At 69.6% G+C, this 20,052-nt stretch carries 19 protein-coding genes; 6 read left to right on the top strand and 13 right to left on the bottom strand.

Features of this window, described 5'->3' with window-relative positions; translation table 11 throughout:
- The 10 genes from coaBC to VF536_RS23605 form a co-directional block, all read right to left on the bottom strand.
- On the bottom strand, positions 1-768 hold a 768-nt coding region (gene coaBC / locus VF536_RS23560; protein ID WP_331617351.1), incomplete at its 3' end, for a bifunctional phosphopantothenoylcysteine decarboxylase/phosphopantothenate--cysteine ligase CoaBC.
- A gap of 142 nt (positions 769-910) precedes the next feature.
- Positions 911-1,642: a tRNA (guanosine(46)-N7)-methyltransferase TrmB gene (trmB, locus tag VF536_RS23565; RefSeq protein ID WP_331617352.1), complete on the bottom strand. Its 732-nt coding sequence runs from the start codon at positions 1,640-1,642 to the stop codon at positions 911-913.
- A gap of 160 nt (positions 1,643-1,802) precedes the next feature.
- Positions 1,803-3,122 (bottom strand): thymidine phosphorylase, encoded by a 1,320-nt coding sequence (gene deoA / locus VF536_RS23570; RefSeq protein WP_331617370.1) that lies wholly within the window; start codon positions 3,120-3,122, stop codon positions 1,803-1,805.
- Between the two features lie 93 nt (positions 3,123-3,215).
- Complete coding sequence (gene deoC / locus VF536_RS23575; RefSeq protein WP_331617353.1) at positions 3,216-3,980, bottom strand: deoxyribose-phosphate aldolase; 765 nt, start codon at positions 3,978-3,980, stop codon at positions 3,216-3,218.
- Between the two features lie 117 nt (positions 3,981-4,097).
- Positions 4,098-4,955 (bottom strand): purine-nucleoside phosphorylase, encoded by an 858-nt coding sequence (locus VF536_RS23580; protein WP_331617354.1) that lies wholly within the window; start codon positions 4,953-4,955, stop codon positions 4,098-4,100.
- A gap of 23 nt (positions 4,956-4,978) precedes the next feature.
- Positions 4,979-5,461 (bottom strand): cytidine deaminase, encoded by a 483-nt coding sequence (locus VF536_RS23585; RefSeq protein ID WP_331617355.1) that lies wholly within the window; start codon positions 5,459-5,461, stop codon positions 4,979-4,981.
- Positions 5,462-5,463: 2 nt separating this feature from the next.
- On the bottom strand, positions 5,464-6,429 hold the full coding sequence (locus tag VF536_RS23590; protein WP_331617356.1) for an ABC transporter permease: 966 nt from the start codon (positions 6,427-6,429) through the stop codon (positions 5,464-5,466).
- The gene (locus VF536_RS23595) at positions 6,422-7,558 is read right to left on the bottom strand and encodes an ABC transporter permease (protein WP_331617357.1); all 1,137 of its coding nucleotides are present in this window, start codon (positions 7,556-7,558) and stop codon (positions 6,422-6,424) included. The genes VF536_RS23590 and VF536_RS23595 overlap by 8 nt, the downstream gene beginning before the upstream one ends.
- The gene (locus VF536_RS23600; protein ID WP_331617358.1) at positions 7,555-9,174 is read right to left on the bottom strand and encodes an ABC transporter ATP-binding protein; all 1,620 of its coding nucleotides are present in this window, start codon (positions 9,172-9,174) and stop codon (positions 7,555-7,557) included. The genes VF536_RS23595 and VF536_RS23600 overlap by 4 nt, the downstream gene beginning before the upstream one ends.
- A gap of 25 nt (positions 9,175-9,199) precedes the next feature.
- Complete coding sequence (locus VF536_RS23605) at positions 9,200-10,189, bottom strand: BMP family lipoprotein (protein ID WP_414710438.1); 990 nt, start codon at positions 10,187-10,189, stop codon at positions 9,200-9,202.
- A 442-nt stretch (positions 10,190-10,631) separates the two neighbouring features.
- Here VF536_RS23605 and VF536_RS23610 point away from each other — a divergent pair, with 442 nt between their 5' ends.
- The 4 genes from VF536_RS23610 to VF536_RS23625 all read left to right on the top strand — a co-directional run bounded on the left by VF536_RS23610 (position 10,632) and on the right by VF536_RS23625 (position 15,011).
- A complete protein-coding gene (locus VF536_RS23610) occupies positions 10,632-10,922 on the top strand; it encodes a FeoA family protein (protein ID WP_331617360.1) in 291 nt (96 codons plus the stop codon).
- Positions 10,915-12,777 (top strand): ferrous iron transporter B, encoded by a 1,863-nt coding sequence (feoB, locus tag VF536_RS23615; protein ID WP_331617361.1) that lies wholly within the window; start codon positions 10,915-10,917, stop codon positions 12,775-12,777. Before VF536_RS23610 ends, feoB begins: the two co-directional genes overlap by 8 nt.
- Before the next feature lie 129 nt (positions 12,778-12,906).
- The gene (locus VF536_RS23620; protein ID WP_331617362.1) at positions 12,907-14,754 is read left to right on the top strand and encodes a DUF885 domain-containing protein; all 1,848 of its coding nucleotides are present in this window, start codon (positions 12,907-12,909) and stop codon (positions 14,752-14,754) included.
- Positions 14,751-15,011, top strand: a complete 261-nt coding sequence (locus tag VF536_RS23625) for a SlyX family protein (protein ID WP_331617363.1) — start codon at positions 14,751-14,753, stop codon at positions 15,009-15,011. Before VF536_RS23620 ends, VF536_RS23625 begins: the two co-directional genes overlap by 4 nt.
- A 58-nt stretch (positions 15,012-15,069) precedes the next feature.
- Here the strand turns inward: VF536_RS23625 and VF536_RS23630 are convergent, their stop codons facing one another.
- The gene (locus tag VF536_RS23630; RefSeq protein ID WP_088403818.1) at positions 15,070-15,780 is read right to left on the bottom strand and encodes a glutathione S-transferase N-terminal domain-containing protein; all 711 of its coding nucleotides are present in this window, start codon (positions 15,778-15,780) and stop codon (positions 15,070-15,072) included.
- A 154-nt stretch (positions 15,781-15,934) separates the two neighbouring features.
- A complete protein-coding gene (gene lepB / locus VF536_RS23635) occupies positions 15,935-16,615 on the bottom strand; it encodes a signal peptidase I (protein WP_331617365.1) in 681 nt (226 codons plus the stop codon).
- 191 nt (positions 16,616-16,806) lie between these two features.
- On the opposite strand from lepB, the gene VF536_RS23640 reads away from it, so the two are divergent.
- Entirely contained in the window at positions 16,807-17,172 is a 366-nt protein-coding gene (locus VF536_RS23640) for a DUF2946 family protein (protein WP_331617367.1), read from the top strand.
- 77 nt (positions 17,173-17,249) lie between these two features.
- Positions 17,250-19,436, top strand: a complete 2,187-nt coding sequence (locus tag VF536_RS23645; protein WP_331617368.1) for a TonB-dependent receptor — start codon at positions 17,250-17,252, stop codon at positions 19,434-19,436.
- Positions 19,437-19,517: 81 nt separating this feature from the next.
- Here VF536_RS23645 and VF536_RS23650 read toward each other — a convergent pair.
- On the bottom strand, positions 19,518-20,052 hold a 535-nt coding region (locus VF536_RS23650; protein WP_331617369.1), incomplete at its 5' end, for a hypothetical protein.

Here is a 20,052-nt window from a genome sequence, read left to right on the forward strand (position 1 = left end):
GTCGATGCGATTCACGCCCAGCGGCGTCGGCAGATGCACCGGGCCGGCGACCAGCGTCACCTCGGCGCCCGCCTCCGCCGCCGCGCGCGCGATGGCGAAGCCCATCTTGCCGCTCGAACGGTTGGTGATGCCGCGCACCGGGTCGATGGCCTCGTAGGTCGGCCCGGCCGTGATCAGCAGCTTGCGTCCGGCCAGCACCTTGGGCTGGAAATGCGAGACCACGTGTTCCAGCAGCTGCATCGGTTCCAGCATGCGGCCGTCGCCGACCTCGCCGCAGGCCTGGTCGCCGGAACCGACGCCCAGCACCTGCGCACCGTCCGCCCGCACCTGCGCCAGGTTGCGCTGCGTGGCCGGATGCGCCCACATCTCCCGGTTCATCGCCGGGGCCAGCAAGAGCGCGCACTCGTGCGCACGACGCGCCAGCGCGGTCAGCGACAGCAGGTCGTCCGCGCGGCCTTGCGCCAGCTTGGCGATGAAGTCCGCACTGGCGGGCGCGATCACCATGACGTCGGCCTCGCGCGTCAGGTTGATGTGCGCCATGTTGTTGTCGGGGCGCGCATCCCACTGGCTGGTGAAGACCGGACGGTTGGACAGCGCCTGCATCGTCACCGGCGTGATGAAGGCTTCGGCGGCCTCCGTCATGATGACCTGCACCGTGGCGCCGGCCTTCACGAACAGCCGAGTCAGCTCGGCGATCTTGTAGCAGGCGATGCCGCCGGACAGGCCCAGGAGCACGTGCCGACCGGCGAGGGAATTGGATTCGGACATAAGGAGGAACTCTACCAGCGCGACCTTTTGACGATCCCTGAAAGGCCTTGCAGGTCCGACCGCGCCTGACCTTCGTCACGCGGGTTCCCGCCCCGACGGACGGGATGGGGGCATCCGCGCCCCGTCGTGGCGCGGGAGCGGGTCAGGCCTTGCGCTTGAACACCAGGTCCCAGACGCCGTGGCCCAGCTTCAGGCCGCGGTGCTCGAACTTCGTCAACGGGCGGTAGTCCGGCTTGTCGGCGTAGCGGTCCGCGCGGGTCGAGGTGTTCTCCAGGTCCGGATCGGCGGCCAGCACCTCCAGCATCTGCTGGGCGTAGGGTTCCCAGTCGGTGGCCAGGTGCAGGTAGCCGCCCGGCGCCAGGTGTTGCACCAGCTTGGCCACGAACGGCGGCTGCACGAGCCGGCGCTTGTTGTGGCGCTTCTTGTGCCAGGGGTCCGGGAAGTAGATGTGCACGCCCGCCAGCGAGCCCTTGGGGATCATGCTGTCCAGGACTTCGACGGCGTCGTGCTGGAAGATGCGGATGTTGGGGATGTCCTGCTCGCCGATCAGCTTGAGCAGCGCGCCGACGCCGGGTTCGTGGACCTCGCAGCCGATGAAGTCCGTGCCGGGCAGCGTCTGCGCGATCTGGGCGGTCGGGCCGCCCATGCCGAAGCCGATCTCGAACACCACGGGCGCCTGGCGTCCGAAAGTGGCTTCGTAGTCCATTGCCTCGGGCTTGAACGGCAGCACGAACTGCGGGCCGAGTTCCGCGAGTGCCTTGATCTGTCCGGTGCCCATGCGACCGGCGCGCACGACGAAGCTGCGGATGCGGGCTTTCGGATGATTGACGCCTTCGCCTTCGGGCGCGTCGTTGGGGTCGATGGAATCGGACATGTCGCGTATCGGCGGGAATCAGGAATCGAGGGCCGGGATTCTACCGACCCCGCTCCTCGGGCTCGTGCGGTCGGAGGGACCCGGTGCCGGCCGACCGATTTAGCGGAGCCTGCGAGCGAATGAGGGCGGCCGGCACCGGGTCCCGCAGACGTGCTCGGTTTCAGCCCAGTTCGGCCATGACGAGCGGCGCCGGCGTCCACGAGGGCGCGTCGCCGAGGGTGATGGCGGCCAGCACTTGCGCGATGGCGCGGTCGGCCGCGGCGTCGTCGGCGGCGTGCACGAAGGCGATCGGATCGCCCGCCGCGACAACGTCGCCGAGCTGTGCGAAGCGGTCCAGGCCGACGCGCATGTCGAGCGCATCGCCCGGCAGGCGGCGGCCGCCGCCGAGCTCGACGATGACGAGGCCGAGGTCACGCGTGTTCATGCCGATGAGGCGGCCCGCGCGCGGCGTGGGGATCGGACGCACGACTGGCGCCGATGCGAGGTAGGCCTCCGGCTTCTCGAGCAGATCCGCCGGCCCGCCGAGCGCCGCGACCATTTTCGCGAAGCGTTCCGCCGCCGCGCCGCTGTCCAGCGCCGCCTGCAGCTTCACGCGCGCGGACGCCGTGTCGGGCGCGAGTCCGCCCAGCACCAGCATCTCGGCGCACAGCGCCAGCGTGAGTTCATGGGTGCGGGCCTCGCGCGGCCGGCGTCCGGTCAGATAGTCGATGGCGCCGCGCACTTCCAGCGCGTTGCCGACTTCCTGCCCCAGCACCTGGTTCATGTCGGTGATCAGCGCCCGCGTGCGCAGGCCCGCGCCGCCGGCCACGTCGACGATGCTCTGCGCGAGCTCGCGGCCGAACTCCGGCGTGGCCGCGAACGCGCCGTTGCCGCACTTGATGTCCATCGCCAGGCCCTGCAGCCCGGCGGCAAGCTTCTTGGACAGGATGCTCGCGGTGATCAGCGGCACGCTCTCGACGGTGGCGGTGATGTCGCGCACCGCGTAGAAGCGCTTGTCGGCCGGCGCCAGATCGCTGGTCTGGCCGATGATGGCGCAGCCCAGCGTGCGCACGATGCGGTCGAAGTCGGCCGGTGCCGGCGTCGTCGTGTAGCCCGGGATGGCCTCGAGCTTGTCGACGGTCCCGCCGGTGTGGCCGAGCCCGCGTCCCGCGATCATCGGCACATAGCCGCCGCAGGCCGCCACCATCGGGGCAATCATCAGGCTCAGCTTGTCGCCGACGCCGCCGCTCGAATGCTTGTCGAGCACCGGGCCCGGCATGTCCGGCCAGCTCAGCACGCGGCCGCTGTTCATCATCGCGCGCGTCAGCGCGACGGCCTCGTCGCGCCCCATGCCCCGCAGGAACACCGCCATGCCGAGCGCGGCCACCTGGCCCTCGCTCCAGCTGCCGTCCACCAGCCCGCGCACGAAGTGCCGGATCTGGGTCTCGTCCAGCGCGCGCCCCTCGCGCTTGGTCCGGATGATTTCCTGCGCCAGCATGATCGCCGCGTCCCTTCGATGTGTTGTCGTTGTTCTTTTCAACACGCGGCGTTGAACGCCGTGTTGTTCAGTACGCGGCGCCGACCGCCGCGTTGCTCAATACGCAGCGCTGATCGCCGCGCTGTCCTGTCCGGCCAGCACCGCCTCGATGTCGCTCAGCAGCCCGCTCGCGCCGAAGCGCAGGCGTTGCGGCGTCAGCGCGGCGGCACCGAGCGCATCGGCCGCCAGCTGCAGGTAGGCGCGCGCATCCACCACCGAACGGATGCCGCCCGAAGCCTTGAAGCCCGCGTTGCCCAGGCCGCTGCCGGCGATCTCGCGCAGCATCGTCGCGGCCGCTTCGGGCGTGGCCGACACCTTGCTCTTGCCGGTGCTCGTCTTGACGAAATCCGCTCCTGCCATCAGCGCCTGGCGCGTGGCCTCGGCAATGCGCGCGGTCGAGCCGAGTTCGCCCGACTCGATGATGACCTTCAGCGTCAGCGGCCGCGTCGCGTGCCGCACTTCGGACAGGAACTCACCGACCTCGGTCGACTGCCCCGCCATCAGCGCGCGGTACGGCAGGACGACGTCCACCTCCTGCGCGCCGGCCTGCGCGATCGCGTCGATCTCGGCCAGCACGCGCGGCAGATCCAGGCTGCCGTCGGGGAAGTTCGCCACCGCGGCGACGCGGATGTCCTTGGGCAGCGCGGCGCGCGCCTGCGCGACGAACTTCGGCCACACGCACACGGCGGCGACATGACCACGCTCCGGCGCGCCGATCGCACGTTGGCACAGGACCTCGATGTCGGCGGCGGTGTCGCCGTCGTTCAGGCTCGTCAGATCCAGGCATTGCAGCGCCAGGCGCGCCGCTTGTTCGAGACTCATCTCCGACTTCATCGACTACTCCCTACTGCTCCACCCCGAAGGTCGCGCGCGACCGCAGTGCCCCGTTCCGATCGGGGCCATCGGGACGCGGGGCGTCCCGATCTTCGCTCTCCGGCCTCAGGCCTTCAGCGATGCCAGCGTCGCCAACGAGGCCAAGTACTGGCCCAGGTAGGCGGCCGCGCGGTCGCCCGAGACCTTGGCCTGCTGCAGCGTCAGCGCATGCGTCAGCGCTTCGTCGGACATGCCCGCGGCCATGTTCGTGATCAACGCCAGGCCGGCCACGCGCAGGCCCGCGTGACGCGCCAGGATGGTCTCCGGCACCGTGCTCATGCCGACCGCGTCCGCGCCCCAGGCGGCGAACATGCGGATCTCCGCCGGCGTCTCGAAGTGCGGGCCGACGGCCCACACGTACACGCCCTCGGTCAGCACCATGTTGTGCTCGCGGGCGATCTTGAAACCCTGCTGGCGCAGCTCGGCGTCGTAGGCGACGCTCATGTCGCAGAAGCGGTCGCTGCCCGGCAGGCCCGTCAGCGGCGAGCGCTGCGGCGCGTTGATGTGGTCCGAGATCAGCATCAGGCTGCCCGGGGGCTGGTGCGAGCGCAGGCTGCCCGACGCGTTCGTCAGCACCAGCACCTTCACGCCCCAGGCCTTCAGGCTGCGGATCGCGCCGGCCATGCCGGTGCAGTCGCCACTCTCGTAGGTGTGGGCGCGGCCGCGCAGCATCGCCACGCGTTGCTGGCCGACGCGGCCCACGGCGATCTCGGCCACGTGGCCCTCGACCTTGGGCTGCGGGAAGGCCGGCAGCTGCGCGTACGGCAGGTGCTTGACGTCCTGCAGCTGATCGACGGCGCCGGACCAGCCGGAACCCAGCACGACGGCGACTTCAGGACCCTGCTCGCCGAAGGTCGACTTCAGCGTGGCGATGCTGGCGGTGATGGCGGCGTCGAGTTCAGCGCCTTGCAGAGGGATGGACATGTTGGTTCTCCTGTCGCGGCCGCTCAGGACCGCGTCGATGTCGATGGGGATGTCGACGATGAGGGCCTCAGGTGATCCGGACCGAAGCTGGCGGGCAGCAGCTGCTCCAGGGTCCAGTGCGCGCGCACGCCGGAGGCGTCGCCCGCGATCACGATGAGTTCTTCAGGCCGCGCGAATTCGCGCAGTTTCTGGCGGCAGCCGCCGCAGGGGGTGATGATTTCCGAGCCCGCGCCGGTGACCATCACCGCGCGCGCCACGCGTCCGCCGCCCATGATCATGTGGCCGAGCGCGTTGGTCTCCGCGCACCAGCCTTGCGGGTAGGCGGCGTTCTCGATGTTGCAGCCGGCGTGGATGCGGCCGTGTTCGTCGAGCACCGCGGCGCCGACGAAGTACTTCGAATACGGCGCATGCGAATGCTGGCGCGCGTCGAGCGCGGCTTTCAGCAGGCGCTCGATGACGTCGGCGGGCAGCGGAATCGAAGCGATCAGGGCTGGGTTCGCGCTCATGATCAGCGCTCCTTCACGTAGGGCTTGCTGAGCGCCTTGGGCGCGATCGCCTGGCCGATGAAGCCGGCCAGCAGCACCACCGTCAGGATGTAGGGCAGCGCCTGGATGAGCTGCACCGGCACCTCGCCGATGCCCGGCAGCGACACGCCCTGCAGGCGGATCGCGACGGCGTCCAGGAAGCCGAACAGCAGGCAGGCGCACAGCGTGGGCACCGGCTTCCACTTGCCGAAGATCATCGCGGCCAGCGCGATGAAGCCGCGGCCGGCGGTCATGTTCGGAGAGAAGGAGGCGTTCTGCGCCAGCGTCAGGTAGGCGCCGCCCAGGCCGCACAGGATGCCGTTGAGCGCCAGCGCCGTGTAGCGCAGCCGCGGCACGGACACGCCGGCGGCGTCGACCATCGCCGGGTTCTCGCCGACCGCGCGCAGGCGCAGGCCGGGGCGCGTGCGCTCCAGGAAGAACCACACGACGACGACCAGCGCGAAGGCCAGGTAGACCAGCGCGTTGTGGCTCAGCAGGCCGTGGCCGATGACCGAGGCCATCCAGCTGCCGGGCGTGGGCTCGGCCCACTGCGGCAGCAGGCCGGTGATGCGCTGCTCGGCGCCGATCGGCGGCGTCTGGCCGCCCTGCGCGAACCAGGCGATGCCCAGCACCACCGTCAGGCCTGCGGCCACCATGTTCAGCGCGACGCCGGAGACGACCTGGTCGCCGCGGTGCGTCACCGTCGCGAAGCCGTGGATCATCGACATCGCGATGGCCACGCCGATCGCGGCCAGCAGTCCCAGCGTCGTCGAGTGCGACACGCTGGCCACCGCCGCCGCGGCGAAGGCGGCGGACAGCATCTTGCCTTCCAGGCCGATGTCGACGACGCCAGAGCGCTCCGACAGCAGGCCGGCAAGCGCGGCAAACAGCAGCGGCGTGGTGACGCGCAGCGTCGACGCCAGCACGGAGCCGATCAGGACCTCATCCATGGGACTTCCCCTCCGCCGCCGCGCGCTGCTTGCGTGCGAACGCACCGTAGAGCTTCGCGAACATGGGCGCGCTCACCATCGCCATCGCGCCGGCGAACAGCACGATCAACCCCTGCACCGTCACGACCATCTCGCGGCTGAAGCCGGGGACCTCGAACGAGACCTCGACGCCGCCTTGATACAGCGTGCCGAACAGCAGCGAGGCCAGCACGATGCCGACCGGATGGTTGCGGCCCATCAGCGCCACCGCGATGCCGGTGAAGCCGGCGCCGGCGACGAAGTCCAGCGTCAGCTTGCCCTGCACGCCGGCGATCTCGTTGACGCCGACCAGGCCGGCCAGCGCGCCCGACAGGCCCATGGCGGCCAGCACCTGCCAGCGCGGCTTGATGCCGGCGTAATGGGCGGCGCCCGGGTTGGAGCCGACCGCGCGCAGCACGTAGCCGGCGCGGCTCTTCCACAGGAACCACCAGACGAAGACGCAGGCCGCGACGGCCAGCAGGATCGACAGGTTCAGCGGCGACGACGGCCATTCGATGCCGACCTTCGCCAGCAGCTCATGGACCGCCGGCATGCGCGCCGAGTCGGCGAAGGCGTCGCTCTCGACCGACATCGAGCCGTTGGGGCGCAGCCAGTTCACGAGCAGGTAGCCGTTCAGGCTGGCCGCGAGGAAGTTGAACATGATGGTCGTGATGACCACGTGGCTGCCGCGCCAGGCCTGCAGATAGCCGGGCACTGCGGCCCAGACCATGCCGAACAGGGCGGCCGCGACGATCGCCAGCGGGATCATCACGAAGCCCGGCAGCTTGGAGCCCAGCCACAGCGACACCAGGCCCACGCCGATGCCGCCCAGCGTCGCCTGCCCTTCCCCGCCGATGTTGAACAGGCCGCCGTGGAAGGCGACCGCCACCGCCAGGCCGGTGAAGATGAAGGTGGTCGTGTAGTACAGGGTGTAGCCGAGGCCGCGCGCGCTGCCGAGCGCGCCTTCCAGCAGCACCGTCAGCGCCTGCATCGGACTGGCGCCGATCAGCAGCACCACGCCGCCGGCCACCGCCAGCGCGATCAGCAGGTTCCACAGCGGCAGGAGGACCAGGTCCATCCAGCGCGGCATCTGCAAGGCTTGGCTGCTCATGGGGCGGTCGCCGCGACAGCGGTCTTCTCAGGAGTCGAGGGCGTCGATGAGGACGTCGACGGGGAAGCGGACATCAGCAGGCCCAGGTTCTTCTCGGTGCACTCGTCGATCGCGAGCTCGCCGGTGATGCGGCCGGCGTTCATGACGATGACGCGATCGGCCAGCGCCAGGATCTCGTCGAGTTCGCTGGACACGACCAGGATGGCGCAGCCGGCGTCGCGCAGGCGGCGCAGCTGGTTGTGGATGAATTCGATCGCGCCGATGTCGACGCCGCGCGTCGGCTGGCCGACCAGCAGCACCGCCGGGCTCTGGCCGATCTCGCGCGCCAGGATCAGCTTCTGCTGGTTGCCGCCGGAGAACTTGGACGAGCCCAGTTCCGCGTTGCGTGGACGGACGTCGAAACGTTCCATCATCTCCGCGGTCTGCGCGCGCAGGTGGCGCTGGTTCATGCCCAGGCCCATCGGGCCGGCGCGGTAGGCGTCCTGCTCGTGATAACCGAGCGCGGCGGTCTCCCACGCGGGGAAGTCCAGCACCATGCCGAGCGCGTGGCGGTCCTCGGGCACATGCGCGAGCTTGAGCTCACGCGCCGTGCGCGGATCCATCCACGAGGTCGGGCGGAAATCGCGACCGGCGACGTGCAGCGTGCCGGCGTCCGGCGCACGCATGCCCGCGAGCACTTCCAGCAGTTCGCTCTGGCCGTTGCCGGAGACACCGGCCACGCCGACGATCTCGCCCGGGCGCAGGACCAGCGTCGCGTTGCTCAGCAGGTGCACACCGGAGCCGCTGTCGCCGGCGACCGTCAGGCCTTCGGCCTTCAGCACCGGCGCGTCCGACGACGCCTTCGCGGCACCGTCGTCGCGGCCCAGGTTGACCTTGCGGCCGACCATGCTCTCGGCCAGGTCCTCGGGACTGGTCTCGCCGATCGCGCAGGTCTTGATCACGGTGCCCGCGCGCATCACGGTCACGGCGTCGCACAGCGCCATCACCTCGCGCAGCTTGTGCGTGATCAGGAGGATCGTGGTGCCGCGCTCGCGCAGGCGGCGCAGCACTTCGAACAGCTGGTCGGTTTCCTGTGGCGTCAGCACCGCCGTCGGCTCGTCCAGGATCAAAATCTTCGCGCCGCGGTACAGCGCCTTCAGGATCTCCAGCCGCTGCATCTCACCGACCGGCAGGTCCGCGACGGTCGCATCCAGGCGCACCGTCAGGCCGGTGTCGCGCATCAGCGCCTCCAGCTCCTGGCGCACCTGGCGCTTCGCGCGGGAGAGGAAGAAGGCCGGCTCCGCGCCCAGCATCACGTTGTCCAGCGCGGACAGCGTGTCCACCAGCATGAAGTGCTGGTGCACCATGCCGATGCCCAGTGCGATGGCCTGCTGCGAGTTGGCGATGGTCACGCGCTGGCCGTCGACCTCGATGTGGCCCTCGTCGGCGTGGTAGTAGCCGTAGAGGATGGCCATCAGCGTGCTCTTGCCGGCGCCGTTCTCGCCCACCAGGCCGTGCACCGTGCCGCGCTCGACGGCCAGGCTCACCGACCGGTTGGCCTGGACCGCGCCGAAACGCTTGGAGATCTCGCACAGACGGACCGCGGGCGCGGCGGCGCCGCGTGGGGACTGTGTCATGTCAGGAACGCTCGCTCGCGAGGGGTCAGTTCTTGCAGGCGTTGTCCGCCATGTAGTCCGCGACCTTGATCTTGCCGGCGATGATGTCGGCCTTGTACGCGTCCAGCTTGGTCTTGATCGCGGGAGCGATCAGCTTGGCGTTGTTCGCGTCGACGGCGTACTCGACGCCGCCTTCCTTCAGGCCCAGCACGCTGATGCCGGGCTTCCATTCCTTGAGCACGTTGTAGACGGCGACGTCCACGCGCTTGACCATGGAGCTCAGCATGGTGCCGGGCTGCAGGTGGTTCTGGTTGCTGTCGACGCCGATGGCCAGCTTGCCCGCGTCCTTGGCCGCCTGGTAGACGCCGACGCCGGTGCCGCCGGCCGCGGCGAAGACCACGTCCACGCCCTTGGCGAACTGGGCCTTGGCCAGCTCGCCGCCGCGGGTCGGATCGTTCCAGGCCGAGGCGGTGGTGCCGGTCATGTTCTTGAAGACTTCCGCCTTCGGATTGGCCGCCTTGGCGCCCTGCTCATAACCGCATTCGAACTTGCGGATCAGCGGGATGTCCATGCCGCCCACGAAGCCGACCTTGCCGGTCTTGCTGGTCAGCGCGGCCAGCGCGCCGACGAGGAAGCTGCCTTCCTGCTCCTTGAACAGCACCGACTGCACGTTGGGCTGGTTGACCTTCTCGTCGATGATGACGAACTTGGTCTTGGGGAAGTCCTTGGCGACCTGGTTCAGCGCCGAGGCCTGGGCGAAACCCACCGAGATGATGGGGCTCGCGCCGCGCTCGGCCATGCGGCGGATCGCCTGCACGCGCTGGGTCTCGTTGCTGATCTCGAACTCGAGGTACTTGCCGCCCGTGTCCTTCTTCCACTGCTCGACGCCACGGTAGGCGGCCTCGTTGAACGACTTGTCGAACTTGCCGCCCATGTCGAAGATCACCGCCGGGGTGGTCTGCGCGGCAGCCGCACCAGCCGTCAGGGCCAGGGCCAAGCCAGCCGCGATGGGGGAGAACGACAGGAAGGACTTCATCATTTGCGGTCTCGATGCGAAGGGTGAGGAGCAGCCGAGCATTCTAAGAAGGCGCGAGTGTAAGCCACGTCAAGGTAAACGCTAAACGTTTGCGGGGTCGTCAAAACAGGAGGTGGCTCACCAGGCGGAGGCGTTGCGCCCGGCTGGAAATGCCGGTATCGGCTAGCAGGTCCCGTGCCTGGACCGCCCTACTCCGTTCTGCCAGGCGCGGGCTCTCCGCGACGCAGGGGGCATCGCGTCCGCGAACCCCCAGCATCACTCCGGCCCCACACCCACTCGCTGACGTCGCCCCCTTTCGAGGGACGTCCTCGTTGGGCGAATTGCAGTCCGCACTCGGGTTCACCGAACCGTCACCTCGGTTCCCCAGAGGAAGTTGAGAATCACTATCATTTAGAATCTTTCGCTTCGCAAGCCCGCAGGCTCCTCCCGAGATCCCTACGACATGAGCGCCGTTCTCCAAGTCCCCACCCTCGCGCAGGCCGTCATCGGCCAGGCGCACCGCGTCAAGGCGCTGCAGGCACCGGCGCATGCGCCGGAATGGAAACAGATGCTGGAGGAACTGGGCTTCGTCGCCGGCGAGCACGTCGCCGTACTGGCCCGCGCCATGCCCGGCGCGGACCCGCTGGTGGTGCGCATCGGCCAGTCGACTTTCGCGCTGCGTCGCGCGGAAGCGGAATGCGTGGAGCTCGAAGGCTCGGGCCAGGCGGGAAGGACGGGAGCCCCCCATGCGTGAGTCCGTCGTCCACATCCACCCGGCCGGGCCGCTGCTGGCACTGGTCGGCAATCCGAACTGCGGCAAGACCGCCCTGTTCAACCGCCTGACCGGCAGCCGCCAGAAGGTCGCCAACTACGCCGGCGTGACCGTCGAGCGCAAGGAAGGCCGCCTCAAGACCGCCGCAGGCAAGCTGCTGCGCGTGCTGGACCTGCCGGGCACGTATTCGCTGTATCCGCGCTCGCCGGACGAGCGCGTGACCGTGGACGTGCTGGCCGGCCGCGCGCAGGGCGAAAAGCGCCCCGACCTGATCGTCTGCGTCCTGGACGCGACCAACCTGCGCCGCAACCTGCGCCTGTTCCTGTCGGTGCAGCGCCAGGGCCTGCCCTGCGTGGTGGCGCTGAACATGGCCGACCTGGCGCAGCGTCGCGGCATCAACGTCGACACGCAGAAGCTGAGCACGCTGCTGGGCGTGCCGGTGATCCGCACGGTGGCCACCGACGGCGAAGGCATCGACGACCTGCGCGCGGTGCTGGACGAGCCCGATCGCTGGCGCACCGACGCCGTCACCGCGGAAGGCGAGGACACGGCGCGCATCAACCACATCCTGAAGGAACTGGGACTCGACACGCTGCAGGGCGAGCTGCCCAGCGACAAGGTCGACCGCTTCGTGCTGCATCCGGTGCTGGGACCGATCCTGCTGGCGGTGCTGCTGTTCTTCCTGTTCCAGGCGGTGTTCGCCTGGGCCGAGGCGCCGATGGGCTGGATCGAGGCCGGCACCGCGTGGCTGGGCGAACAGGCCGGCGCGCTGCTGCCCGAGGGCCATCTGCGCAGCCTGGTCGTGGACGGCCTGATCGCGGGCGTGGGCGGCGTGCTGGTGTTCCTGCCGCAGATCCTGATCCTGTTCTTCTTCATCCTGCTGCTGGAGGAGTCGGGTTACCTGCCGCGCGCGGCCTTCCTGCTGGACCGGCTGATGGGCTCGGTGGGCCTGTCGGGCCGCAGCTTCATCCCGCTGCTGTCGAGCTTCGCCTGCGCGATCCCGGGGATCATGGCGACGCGCTCGATCGCGAGCCCGCGCGACCGCCTGGTCACCATCCTGATCGCGCCGCTGATGACCTGCTCGGCGCGCTTGCCGGTGTACGCGCTGCTGATCGGCGCCTTCATCCCGCAGCGCGAGCTGTGGGGTGGGATCGAACTCCAGGGGCTGGTGCTGTTCGTCCTGTACTTCGCCGGGATCATCGCGGCGATGGCGGTGGCCTGGCTGCTGAAGCGCTTCACGAATGCCGGCCGCCAGGTGCGTCCGCTGATGATGGAGCTGCCCAGCTACCACTGGCCGCACGCGCGCAACGTGGCGATCGGGCTGCTGCAGCGCGCGGAGATCTTCATCAAGCGCGTGGGCGGCATCATCCTGGCGCTGACGCTGCTGCTGTGGGTGCTGTCGACCTTCCCCGGCGCACCCGAGGGCGCGACCGGCCCGGCGATCGAGTACAGCTTCGCCGGCTACCTGGGCCGCGGGCTGGCCACGATCTTCGAGCCGATCGGCTTCAACTGGCAGATCAGCCTGGCGCTGGTGCCGGGCATGGCCGCCCGCGAGATCGCGGTCAGCGCGCTGGGCACGGTGTATTCGCTGTCGGCCACCGGCGACGAGGCCGCGCAGGCGCTGACGCCGCTGATCGCGTCCACCTGGGGCCTGCCGACGGCGTTCTCGCTGCTGGCCTGGTTCGTGTTCGCGCCGCAGTGCCTGTCGACGATCGCGGCCGTCAAGCGCGAGACCGGCGGCTACAAGATCCCGGCGATCATGCTGACCTACCTGTTCGTGCTCGCGTACGTGGCGTCCTGGCTGACCTTCCATGTGAGCCGCTGGCTGCTGACGTGATGCCGGACTGACGTCGACCCGAGCCGGTGTCGACCTCGACACACAAGGGCGCCGATCGCATCGATCGGCGCCCTTTGCTTTTGGCACGCTGTCCCGCCGGGGCGCGCAAAGCTATGCTCGCGCCCCATGATGAATCGCACCACCCGTCACACCCTTTCCGCGCTGGCCGTGGCCGCCCTGACCACCGTCGGCGCGCTGTCCGCCAGTACGGCCTTCGCCGCCGACGCACCCAAGCCGACGCGCGGCGTCATCAAGCTCGATCCGGACCAGACGCTGGACGTCGACACCCGCTTCCAGCGCCTGGCCAACGACTACATCGAGGCGCTCTGGCGCCTGGACCCGGATGCCGCCATCGGCGCCGGCCGGTATGAATACGCCGCCGAGCTCCCCGCGCCGGACCGCGCGATGCGCGCCCGCTCGTTGAGCTTTGCCAACGAGTGGCTCAAGCGTTTCGAAGCGGTCGACGTGAAGACGCTGAGCGCGGCCTCGCGCACCGACCTCGGCCAGTTGCTCAACAAGCTGCGCAGCGACCGCTTCCAGCTGACCGAGCTGCGCGAGTACGAGTGGAATCCGTCCTTCCTCAACATCGCCGGCCCGATCGACTACATCCTCGCCACGGACTACGCGCCGCTGCCGGTGCGCTTGAAGACGATCTCGGCGCGGCTGGCGCTGGTGCCGGCGTACTACCGCGCCGGCGCGGCGCTGCTGAAGCAGCCGACGCTGGAACACACGCAGCTGGCGATCGACCAGGCGCCGGGCGTGCTGAGCGTGCTGGACGAAGTGGCCAAGGCCGCGCAGGGTCCGGACGCGGCGTCGCTGACCGCGGCCGAGCGCAAGCAGCTCGCCGACCGCATCGCGGGTGCGAAGGCCGCCGTCGAGGGTTTCCGCGCGCAGCTCACGAAGCTCCTGGCCGAGGGCAAGGCCAGCGGCAAGGCGCGCAGCTTCCGCCTGGGCCAGGCGCTGTATGAGCAGAAGTTCGGCTACGACATCCAGTCGGTGCATTCGGCCGAGCAGATGTACCAGCGCGCGTTGAAGGCGCGCGAGGCGCTGCTGACGCAGATGGCGCAGATCTCCGACCAGCTGTGGACGCAGACCATGGGCGACGCGCCCAAGCCGGAGGACCGCTTCGCCCGCATCGGCGCGGTGATCGGCAAGCTGAGCGAGCAGCACGTCAAGCGCGAGGACTTCGTCCAGGAGATCCGCGCGCAGATCCCGCAGCTGGAGCGCTGGATCACCGAGCACGACCTGCTGACGCAGGATGCGAGCAAGCCGCTGATCGTGCGCGAGACGCCGGTCTACCAGCGCGGCGTGGCCGGCGCCGGCATCGAGGCGCCCGGGCCGTACCGGCCGCAGGACCGCACCTACTACAACGTCACGCCGCTGGACGACCTGACCCCGGAACAGGCGGAGAGCTCGCTGCGCGAGTACAACCGCTGGATCCTTCAGATCCTCAACATCCACGAGGCGGTGCCGGGGCACTACACGCAGCTGGTGCACGCGAACAAGTCGCCGTCGCTGGTGAAGACGCTGTTCGGCAACGGCGCGATGGTCGAGGGCTGGGCGGTCTACGGCGAGCGGATGATGCTGGAGTCCGGCTACGGCGGCAACGCGCCGGAGATGTGGCTGATGTGGGGCAAGTGGAACCTGCGCAGCGTCACCAACACGATCCTGGACTACAACGTGCACGTGCTGGGCATGACCGAGGCGCAGGCGCTGGACCTGCTGCAGCGCCAGGCCTTCCAGACCGAGCGCGAGGCGCGTGAGAAGTGGCGCCGGGTGCAGCTGACCTCGGTGCAGCTGACGAGCTACTTCAGCGGCTACAGCGACATCATGGAGCTGCGCGGGCAGCGCCAGCAGGCGCTGGGCAAGGACTTCCAGCTGAAGGCCTTCCACGAGCAGTTCCTGAGCTACGGGAACGCGCCGGTGTCGGTGATCGCCGACCTGATGTCGCAGCCGGTGGCGAAGGCGGCGCAATGAGCGAGGGCACCGACAGTGGCGGCGGCACCAGAGGTTCCGGCGAAGAGGTCCGGGTCCTTGAATCTCGCGTCACGGAGTTGGAGATCAAGGCCAGCTTCGCCGAGGACCTCGTCGACCACCTGAACGCGCAGGTCGCGAAGCAGCAGGAGCAGATCGACGCGCTGGTGCGCGAGGTCATGCAGCTGCGTCGACAGGTGCCGGAAGGCCGAGGCGATGGAACGGGCGGGCTGCGGGACGAGTTGCCGCCGCATTACTGAGCGAGGCCGCTGGCCCTCACCCCTGCCCTCTCCCGCAAGCGGGAGAGGGAGTAAGGCCTCAAGCCGCCGGACGCGCCGGGATGTTCAGCCCGCGCTTGACCGCGTCGCGCGCCAGGAACGCTTCCAGCACGCGCTGCACGTTCTTGAACTCGCTGAAGCCGACCAGGTCGCCCGCGCCGTAGAACCCGACCAGGTTGTTGACCCACGGCCAGATCGCGATGTCGGCGATCGTGTACTCATCGCCCATGATCCAGCCGCGGCCGGTCAGGCGCTGCTCGAGCACGCCCAGCAGTCGCTTCGATTCGTTGAGGTAGCGGTCACGCGGACGCTTGTCCTCGAAGTCCTTGCCGGCGAACTTGTGGAAGAAGCCCACCTGGCCGAACATCGGCCCGATGCCGCCCATCTGGAACATCACCCATTGCAGCGTCTCGTAGCGGCGTGCCGGGTCTTGCGGGATCAGCTTGCCGGTCTTCTCCGCGAGGTAGACCAGGATGGCGCCGGACTCGAACAACGGCAGCGGCTGGCCGCCGGGGCCGTCCGGATCGATGATCGCGGGGATCTTGTTGTTCGGGTTCAGCGACAGGAACTCCGGCGTGAGCTGGTCGTCGGTCTGGAAGCTGACCAGGTGCGGCTCGTAGGCCAGCCCCAGTTCCTCCAGCGCGATCGACACCTTCACGCCGTTGGGCGTCGGCAGCGAGTACAGCTGCAGGCGCTCGGGATGCTGCGCGGGCCACTTCTTCGTGATGGGGAAGCTGGACAAGTCCGTCATGAGGGTTCCGTCGGAATGTTGTGAAGGCGCCGATGAGGCGCCGATGAGGCGCCGACAAGGCGTGATTGACGGACCATTCTCTGCGGCGCCGGAGAGACCTTGCGCGCGACGGGTCAATGCGATCCGTGCACGGTGCGCGCCACGCCCGCCACCCTCAGCGCAGCGGCGCCGCGAACCGGTCCCAGCGCGGCGCCCAGTGCCCGGTGATGTCGGCCGAGACCAGGACGCGATGCGCCTGCCCGATGATCAGCCGCCGCGGCACCAGGCCGATGAAGCGCGAGTCCTCGCTGTTGTCGCGGTTGTCGCCCATCATGAAGAACTGGTCGGCCGGCACGACGATCGGGCCGAAGTCGCGCCGCGCGCGCACCTCGGGCAGGAACTGCACCACGCGGCGCTGGCCGCCCCACTGCTCGATCGCGCGCACGCCGCGGACCTCGACGCCGGGCGCGAGCGGCTCGGCGACCTCCTCCACCGGCGCGTAGTCCGCCGGCTGGCCGTTGAGGACCAGCCGGTCGGCGCGCAGCTCGACGGTGTCGCCGGGCACCGCGACGATGCGCTTGATCAGCCGCGTGCCGTCGCGCGGCGAACCGAAGGTGACGACGTCGCCCCGCCGCGGCTCGCCGACGCGGCGCAGCGAGATGTCGGTCAGCGGCAGCTTCCAGTCGTAGGCGACGCGTTCGACGAAGACGACATCGCCCTCGAGGATGGTCGGCCGCATCGACCCGCTGGGCACCGGGTTCCAGTCCGCGATCGCGGTGCGGAAGAACAGGAAGCCGACGAGGAACAGGAGGAAGCTGCGGTTCTCTCGCAGCCAGGCGGCGACGGGGATCTTCATGGGAAAACTCCAGGGGCGGACGACGAGGTCCCAGTGTGGCCAGCCCCCGGACGCCACGGCGGCCGCGTGCGGCGATTGGCGGGAAACCGCGTGTGAATGGCGGATGCACGCCGACCGCCCACGACCTGACGACAGCTTCGCGACAGCCTGACGTTCAGCCGGACGCCTTCCGGCCTCCATAATTCCGCGCCATGCGCAAGCACCTCCTGCACTTGCTGCTCCCGCTGTTCATGCTGCTCTCGCAGCAGGGCGCGGTGTGGCATGGCATCGGTCATCTGACCGGTGCGCGGGGGCATGCGCCTGCCACGGCCAGTGCCACCGCCACGGTCCAGGCCGGGCGCGACGACGTCGCCCACGCCGATCCGGACGACCCGTCCGCCGATCAGCTGTGCGAGGTCTGCCTGGCCTTCGACGACCTCGCCGCCTCGGCCCGCGCCGAGGCGCCGGTGCTCGCGCTGGCTGAAGCCGTCCACGTCCAGGCAGCCGCCGCCGAGCGCGTCACGCGCTCGAGGCCGGCGCCGCCGCCGCGCAGCCGCGGCCCGCCCCTGGCGATCTGAGCTCGACCTCCTGACCGCAGCGCCGTCCGCATCGGCCGGCCTGCGCTCGACCGACTCCAGATTGCCAGAGATCCACCATGACCCATCCTCCCCTGCGCGTGCTCGCGCTGTCCTTGTCGCTCGCCTATCCGCTGCTGCATGCCTTGCCGGCACGCGCCGATGACACCGTCGCCGCCTCGGCTGCCACCACCGCGACCAGCACCGTCGAAGCCCCCACCGCCGCCGCCGGCGCCGCGCTCCCCACCGTCCAGGTCCAGGGCGCGCGCAGCCGCCTCGACGCGGCGCGCAACGGCCTGTCGCCCGACACCGGCAGCACGATCTACAAGTTCGACCGGAACGACATCGCCCGTCTGCCGCAAGGCGACGACACCCCGCTCAACCAGGTGCTGCTGCAGACGCCGGGCGTCGTGCAGGACTCCTACGGCGGCCTGCACGTGCGCGGCGACCACGCCAACCTGCAGTACCGCATCAACGGCGTCGTCATCCCTGAATCGATCAGCGGCTTCGGCCAGACGCTGGAGACGCGCTTCGCCGACAGCATCAGCCTGCTGACCGGCGCGCTGCCCGCGCAATACGGCTACCGGACCGCGGGCATCGTGGACATCACGACCAAGGGCGTGGGCGACGATGACAAGCCCTTCGCCGGCAGCGCCGGCATCACGCTGGGCACGCAGCGCTCGCGCGAGCTCGACCTGTCGGTGCACGGCACGCAGGGTCGGCTGAGCTACGAGTTCAGCGGTTCCTTCCTCGGCAACGACCTGGGCATCGAGAACCCGACCGCCTCGCGCGATGCGCTGCACGACCGCACGCACCAGGGCAAGGGCTTCGGGCTGGTGTCCTACCTGCTCGACGACGACAGCCGCATCACCGCGATGGCCGGCGTCACCGACAACCGCTTCCAGATCCCGAACTCGCCGGGTCAGTCGACCGCCTTCACCCTGGACGGCACGCCCGACAAGGATTCGAGCACGCTGGACGCGCACCAGCGCGAGCGCAACCGCTTCGCCGTCGTCAGCTACCAGAGCGTGATCGGCCGCGACATCGACTACCAGGTCTCGCTGTTCCACCGCTACACCGACGTCCACTACACGCCCGACACGACCGGCGACCTGCAGTACCTGGGCGTCGCGGCCGACATCCTGCGCCGCAACGAGGCCAACGGCGTGCAGGCCGATGCCAGCTGGCGACTCGACAGCGCGCACACGATCCGCAGCGGACTCTTCGCGCAGCGCGAGCACGCCAGCACCGTCAACGACGCGCTGGTCTTCCCGGCCGACGACGACGGCAACCAGACCGGCGGCGTGCCCGTCAGCATCGCCGACAGCGGCCGGCTGAGCGGCCACCTGTGGGGCGCCTACCTGCAGGACGAGTGGAAGCTGGACCGCACGCTGACGCTGAACTACGGCGCGCGTTACGACGAGGTCGACACGGTCACGAAGGAGCACCAGCTGAGCCCGCGCATCGGGCTGGTCTGGGACGCGGCGCCGACGGTGCGCCTGCATGCGGGCTACGCGCGCTACTTCACGCCGCCGCCGACGGAGAAGATCGACACCACCTCGGTCGCCGCCTTCGCCGGCACGACCAACGCGCTGCCGACGGATGCGGACACGGCGGTGCGCTCGGAGCGTTCCAACTACTACGACGCGGGCGCCGCCTGGCAGGTCACGCCCAAGCTGACGCTGGGCATCGACGGCTACTACCGCGCGGTGCAGCACCTGCAGGACGAAGGCCAGTTCGGCAACGCGCTGATCTACTCGGCCTTCAACTACGCGAAGGGCCGCATCTACGGCGTCGACCTGTCGGCCAGCTACAAGGAGCGGACCTGGTCCGCCTACGCCAACCTCGGCACCACGCACGCCCGCGCGCAGCAGGTCGAGACGGGCCAGTTCAACTTCGAGCAGGACGAGCTGGACTTCATCGCCAACCACTGGGTGCACCTGGACCACGAGCAGAAGCTGAGCGCCTCGGCCGGCGTCAACGTGCGGCTGGACGAGGGGTACGCGGTCGGCGCGAGCGCGCTGTTCGGCAGCGGCCTGCGCAACGGGTTCGCCAACACCACGCACCTGCCCTCGTACACCAGCGTCAATGCGGACGTGAGCAAGAAGTTCGACTTCGGCGGCGGCGGTCCGGTGGAGGCGCGGCTCTCGGTGCTCAACCTCTTCGACAAGGGCTACCAGCTGCGTGACGGCTCGGGCATCGGCGTCGGCGCGCCGCAGTACGGGCAGCGCCGCACGGTCTACGTGAGCCTGACGAAGGAGTTCTGACCGCAGGAACGACAGCGGCCCCGGAGGGCCGCTGTCGGTGTCCGATCGTCGCCGAGGCCGGCGACGCGGGCCATGCCGGACTCAGGGGGCCAGCAGCTTCGGCAGCGCGGCCTGCGCGGTCTTGAGGCAGTCGTCGAGGAACTGGCGCTCCGCGGCCTTGAGCCTGGCGTAGCCGTCGGCCTGCCAGTCCGCCAGCGTGTTGGACGACTTGTCGTCCGAGAAGCTGCACTGGACCTGCTCGCCGGCGGACAGCCAGCCGGCGCCGTCGGGCTTGCGGGAGATCGTCGTCACGATCTTCAGGTCGTAGAACGGCGTCTCGTCCTTGTAGTCGCGGAAGACCAGCGCGTAGACGTCGTTGCGGATGAACATCGCCTTCTTGAACTGGCGGCCCGACGCGTTGTCGCGCGTCCAGGTGTCGATCGACACGCCCAGGCGCGTCGGCAGATCGCGGCCGGCCGGATGCGGCATGGCATCGATCTTCTCGCCCTTGTAGTCGTCCTTGCCCACGGGCGTGCGGAACGAACCCAGCAACGCGCCGACGACGAGCAGCGCGGCATCCTTGGAGCGGTCCGACTTGTTGACCAGACGCAGCACGTCGTCGGGGTACTTGGTCCCC

This window comes from Roseateles sp. (genome assembly GCF_036486225.1).
Lineage (GTDB): Bacteria > Pseudomonadota > Gammaproteobacteria > Burkholderiales > Burkholderiaceae_C > Roseateles.

What these genes read in the sequence shown, in the direction of transcription:
- VF536_RS23645 (WP_331617368.1), top strand. Translation starts at nt 17,250, where the DNA reads ATGACCCATCCTCCCCTGCGCGTGCTCGCGCTGTCCTTGTCGCTCGCC.
- VF536_RS23630 (WP_088403818.1), bottom strand. Translation starts at nt 15,780, where the DNA reads ATGACGGACTTGTCCAGCTTCCCCATCACGAAGAAGTGGCCCGCGCAG.
- VF536_RS23605 (WP_414710438.1), bottom strand. Translation starts at nt 10,189, where the DNA reads ATGAAGTCCTTCCTGTCGTTCTCCCCCATCGCGGCTGGCTTGGCCCTG.
- VF536_RS23610 (WP_331617360.1), top strand. Translation starts at nt 10,632, where the DNA reads ATGAGCGCCGTTCTCCAAGTCCCCACCCTCGCGCAGGCCGTCATCGGC.
- lepB (WP_331617365.1), bottom strand. Translation starts at nt 16,615, where the DNA reads ATGAAGATCCCCGTCGCCGCCTGGCTGCGAGAGAACCGCAGCTTCCTC.
- VF536_RS23600 (WP_331617358.1), bottom strand. Translation starts at nt 9,174, where the DNA reads ATGACACAGTCCCCACGCGGCGCCGCCGCGCCCGCGGTCCGTCTGTGC.
- VF536_RS23580 (WP_331617354.1), bottom strand. Translation starts at nt 4,955, where the DNA reads ATGTCCATCCCTCTGCAAGGCGCTGAACTCGACGCCGCCATCACCGCC.
- VF536_RS23585 (WP_331617355.1), bottom strand. Translation starts at nt 5,461, where the DNA reads ATGAGCGCGAACCCAGCCCTGATCGCTTCGATTCCGCTGCCCGCCGAC.
- VF536_RS23595 (WP_331617357.1), bottom strand. Translation starts at nt 7,558, where the DNA reads ATGAGCAGCCAAGCCTTGCAGATGCCGCGCTGGATGGACCTGGTCCTC.
- deoC (WP_331617353.1), bottom strand. Translation starts at nt 3,980, where the DNA reads ATGAGTCTCGAACAAGCGGCGCGCCTGGCGCTGCAATGCCTGGATCTG.
- VF536_RS23620 (WP_331617362.1), top strand. Translation starts at nt 12,907, where the DNA reads ATGAATCGCACCACCCGTCACACCCTTTCCGCGCTGGCCGTGGCCGCC.
- trmB (WP_331617352.1), bottom strand. Translation starts at nt 1,642, where the DNA reads ATGTCCGATTCCATCGACCCCAACGACGCGCCCGAAGGCGAAGGCGTC.
- VF536_RS23625 (WP_331617363.1), top strand. Translation starts at nt 14,751, where the DNA reads ATGAGCGAGGGCACCGACAGTGGCGGCGGCACCAGAGGTTCCGGCGAA.
- VF536_RS23640 (WP_331617367.1), top strand. Translation starts at nt 16,807, where the DNA reads ATGCGCAAGCACCTCCTGCACTTGCTGCTCCCGCTGTTCATGCTGCTC.
- VF536_RS23590 (WP_331617356.1), bottom strand. Translation starts at nt 6,429, where the DNA reads ATGGATGAGGTCCTGATCGGCTCCGTGCTGGCGTCGACGCTGCGCGTC.
- feoB (WP_331617361.1), top strand. Translation starts at nt 10,915, where the DNA reads ATGCGTGAGTCCGTCGTCCACATCCACCCGGCCGGGCCGCTGCTGGCA.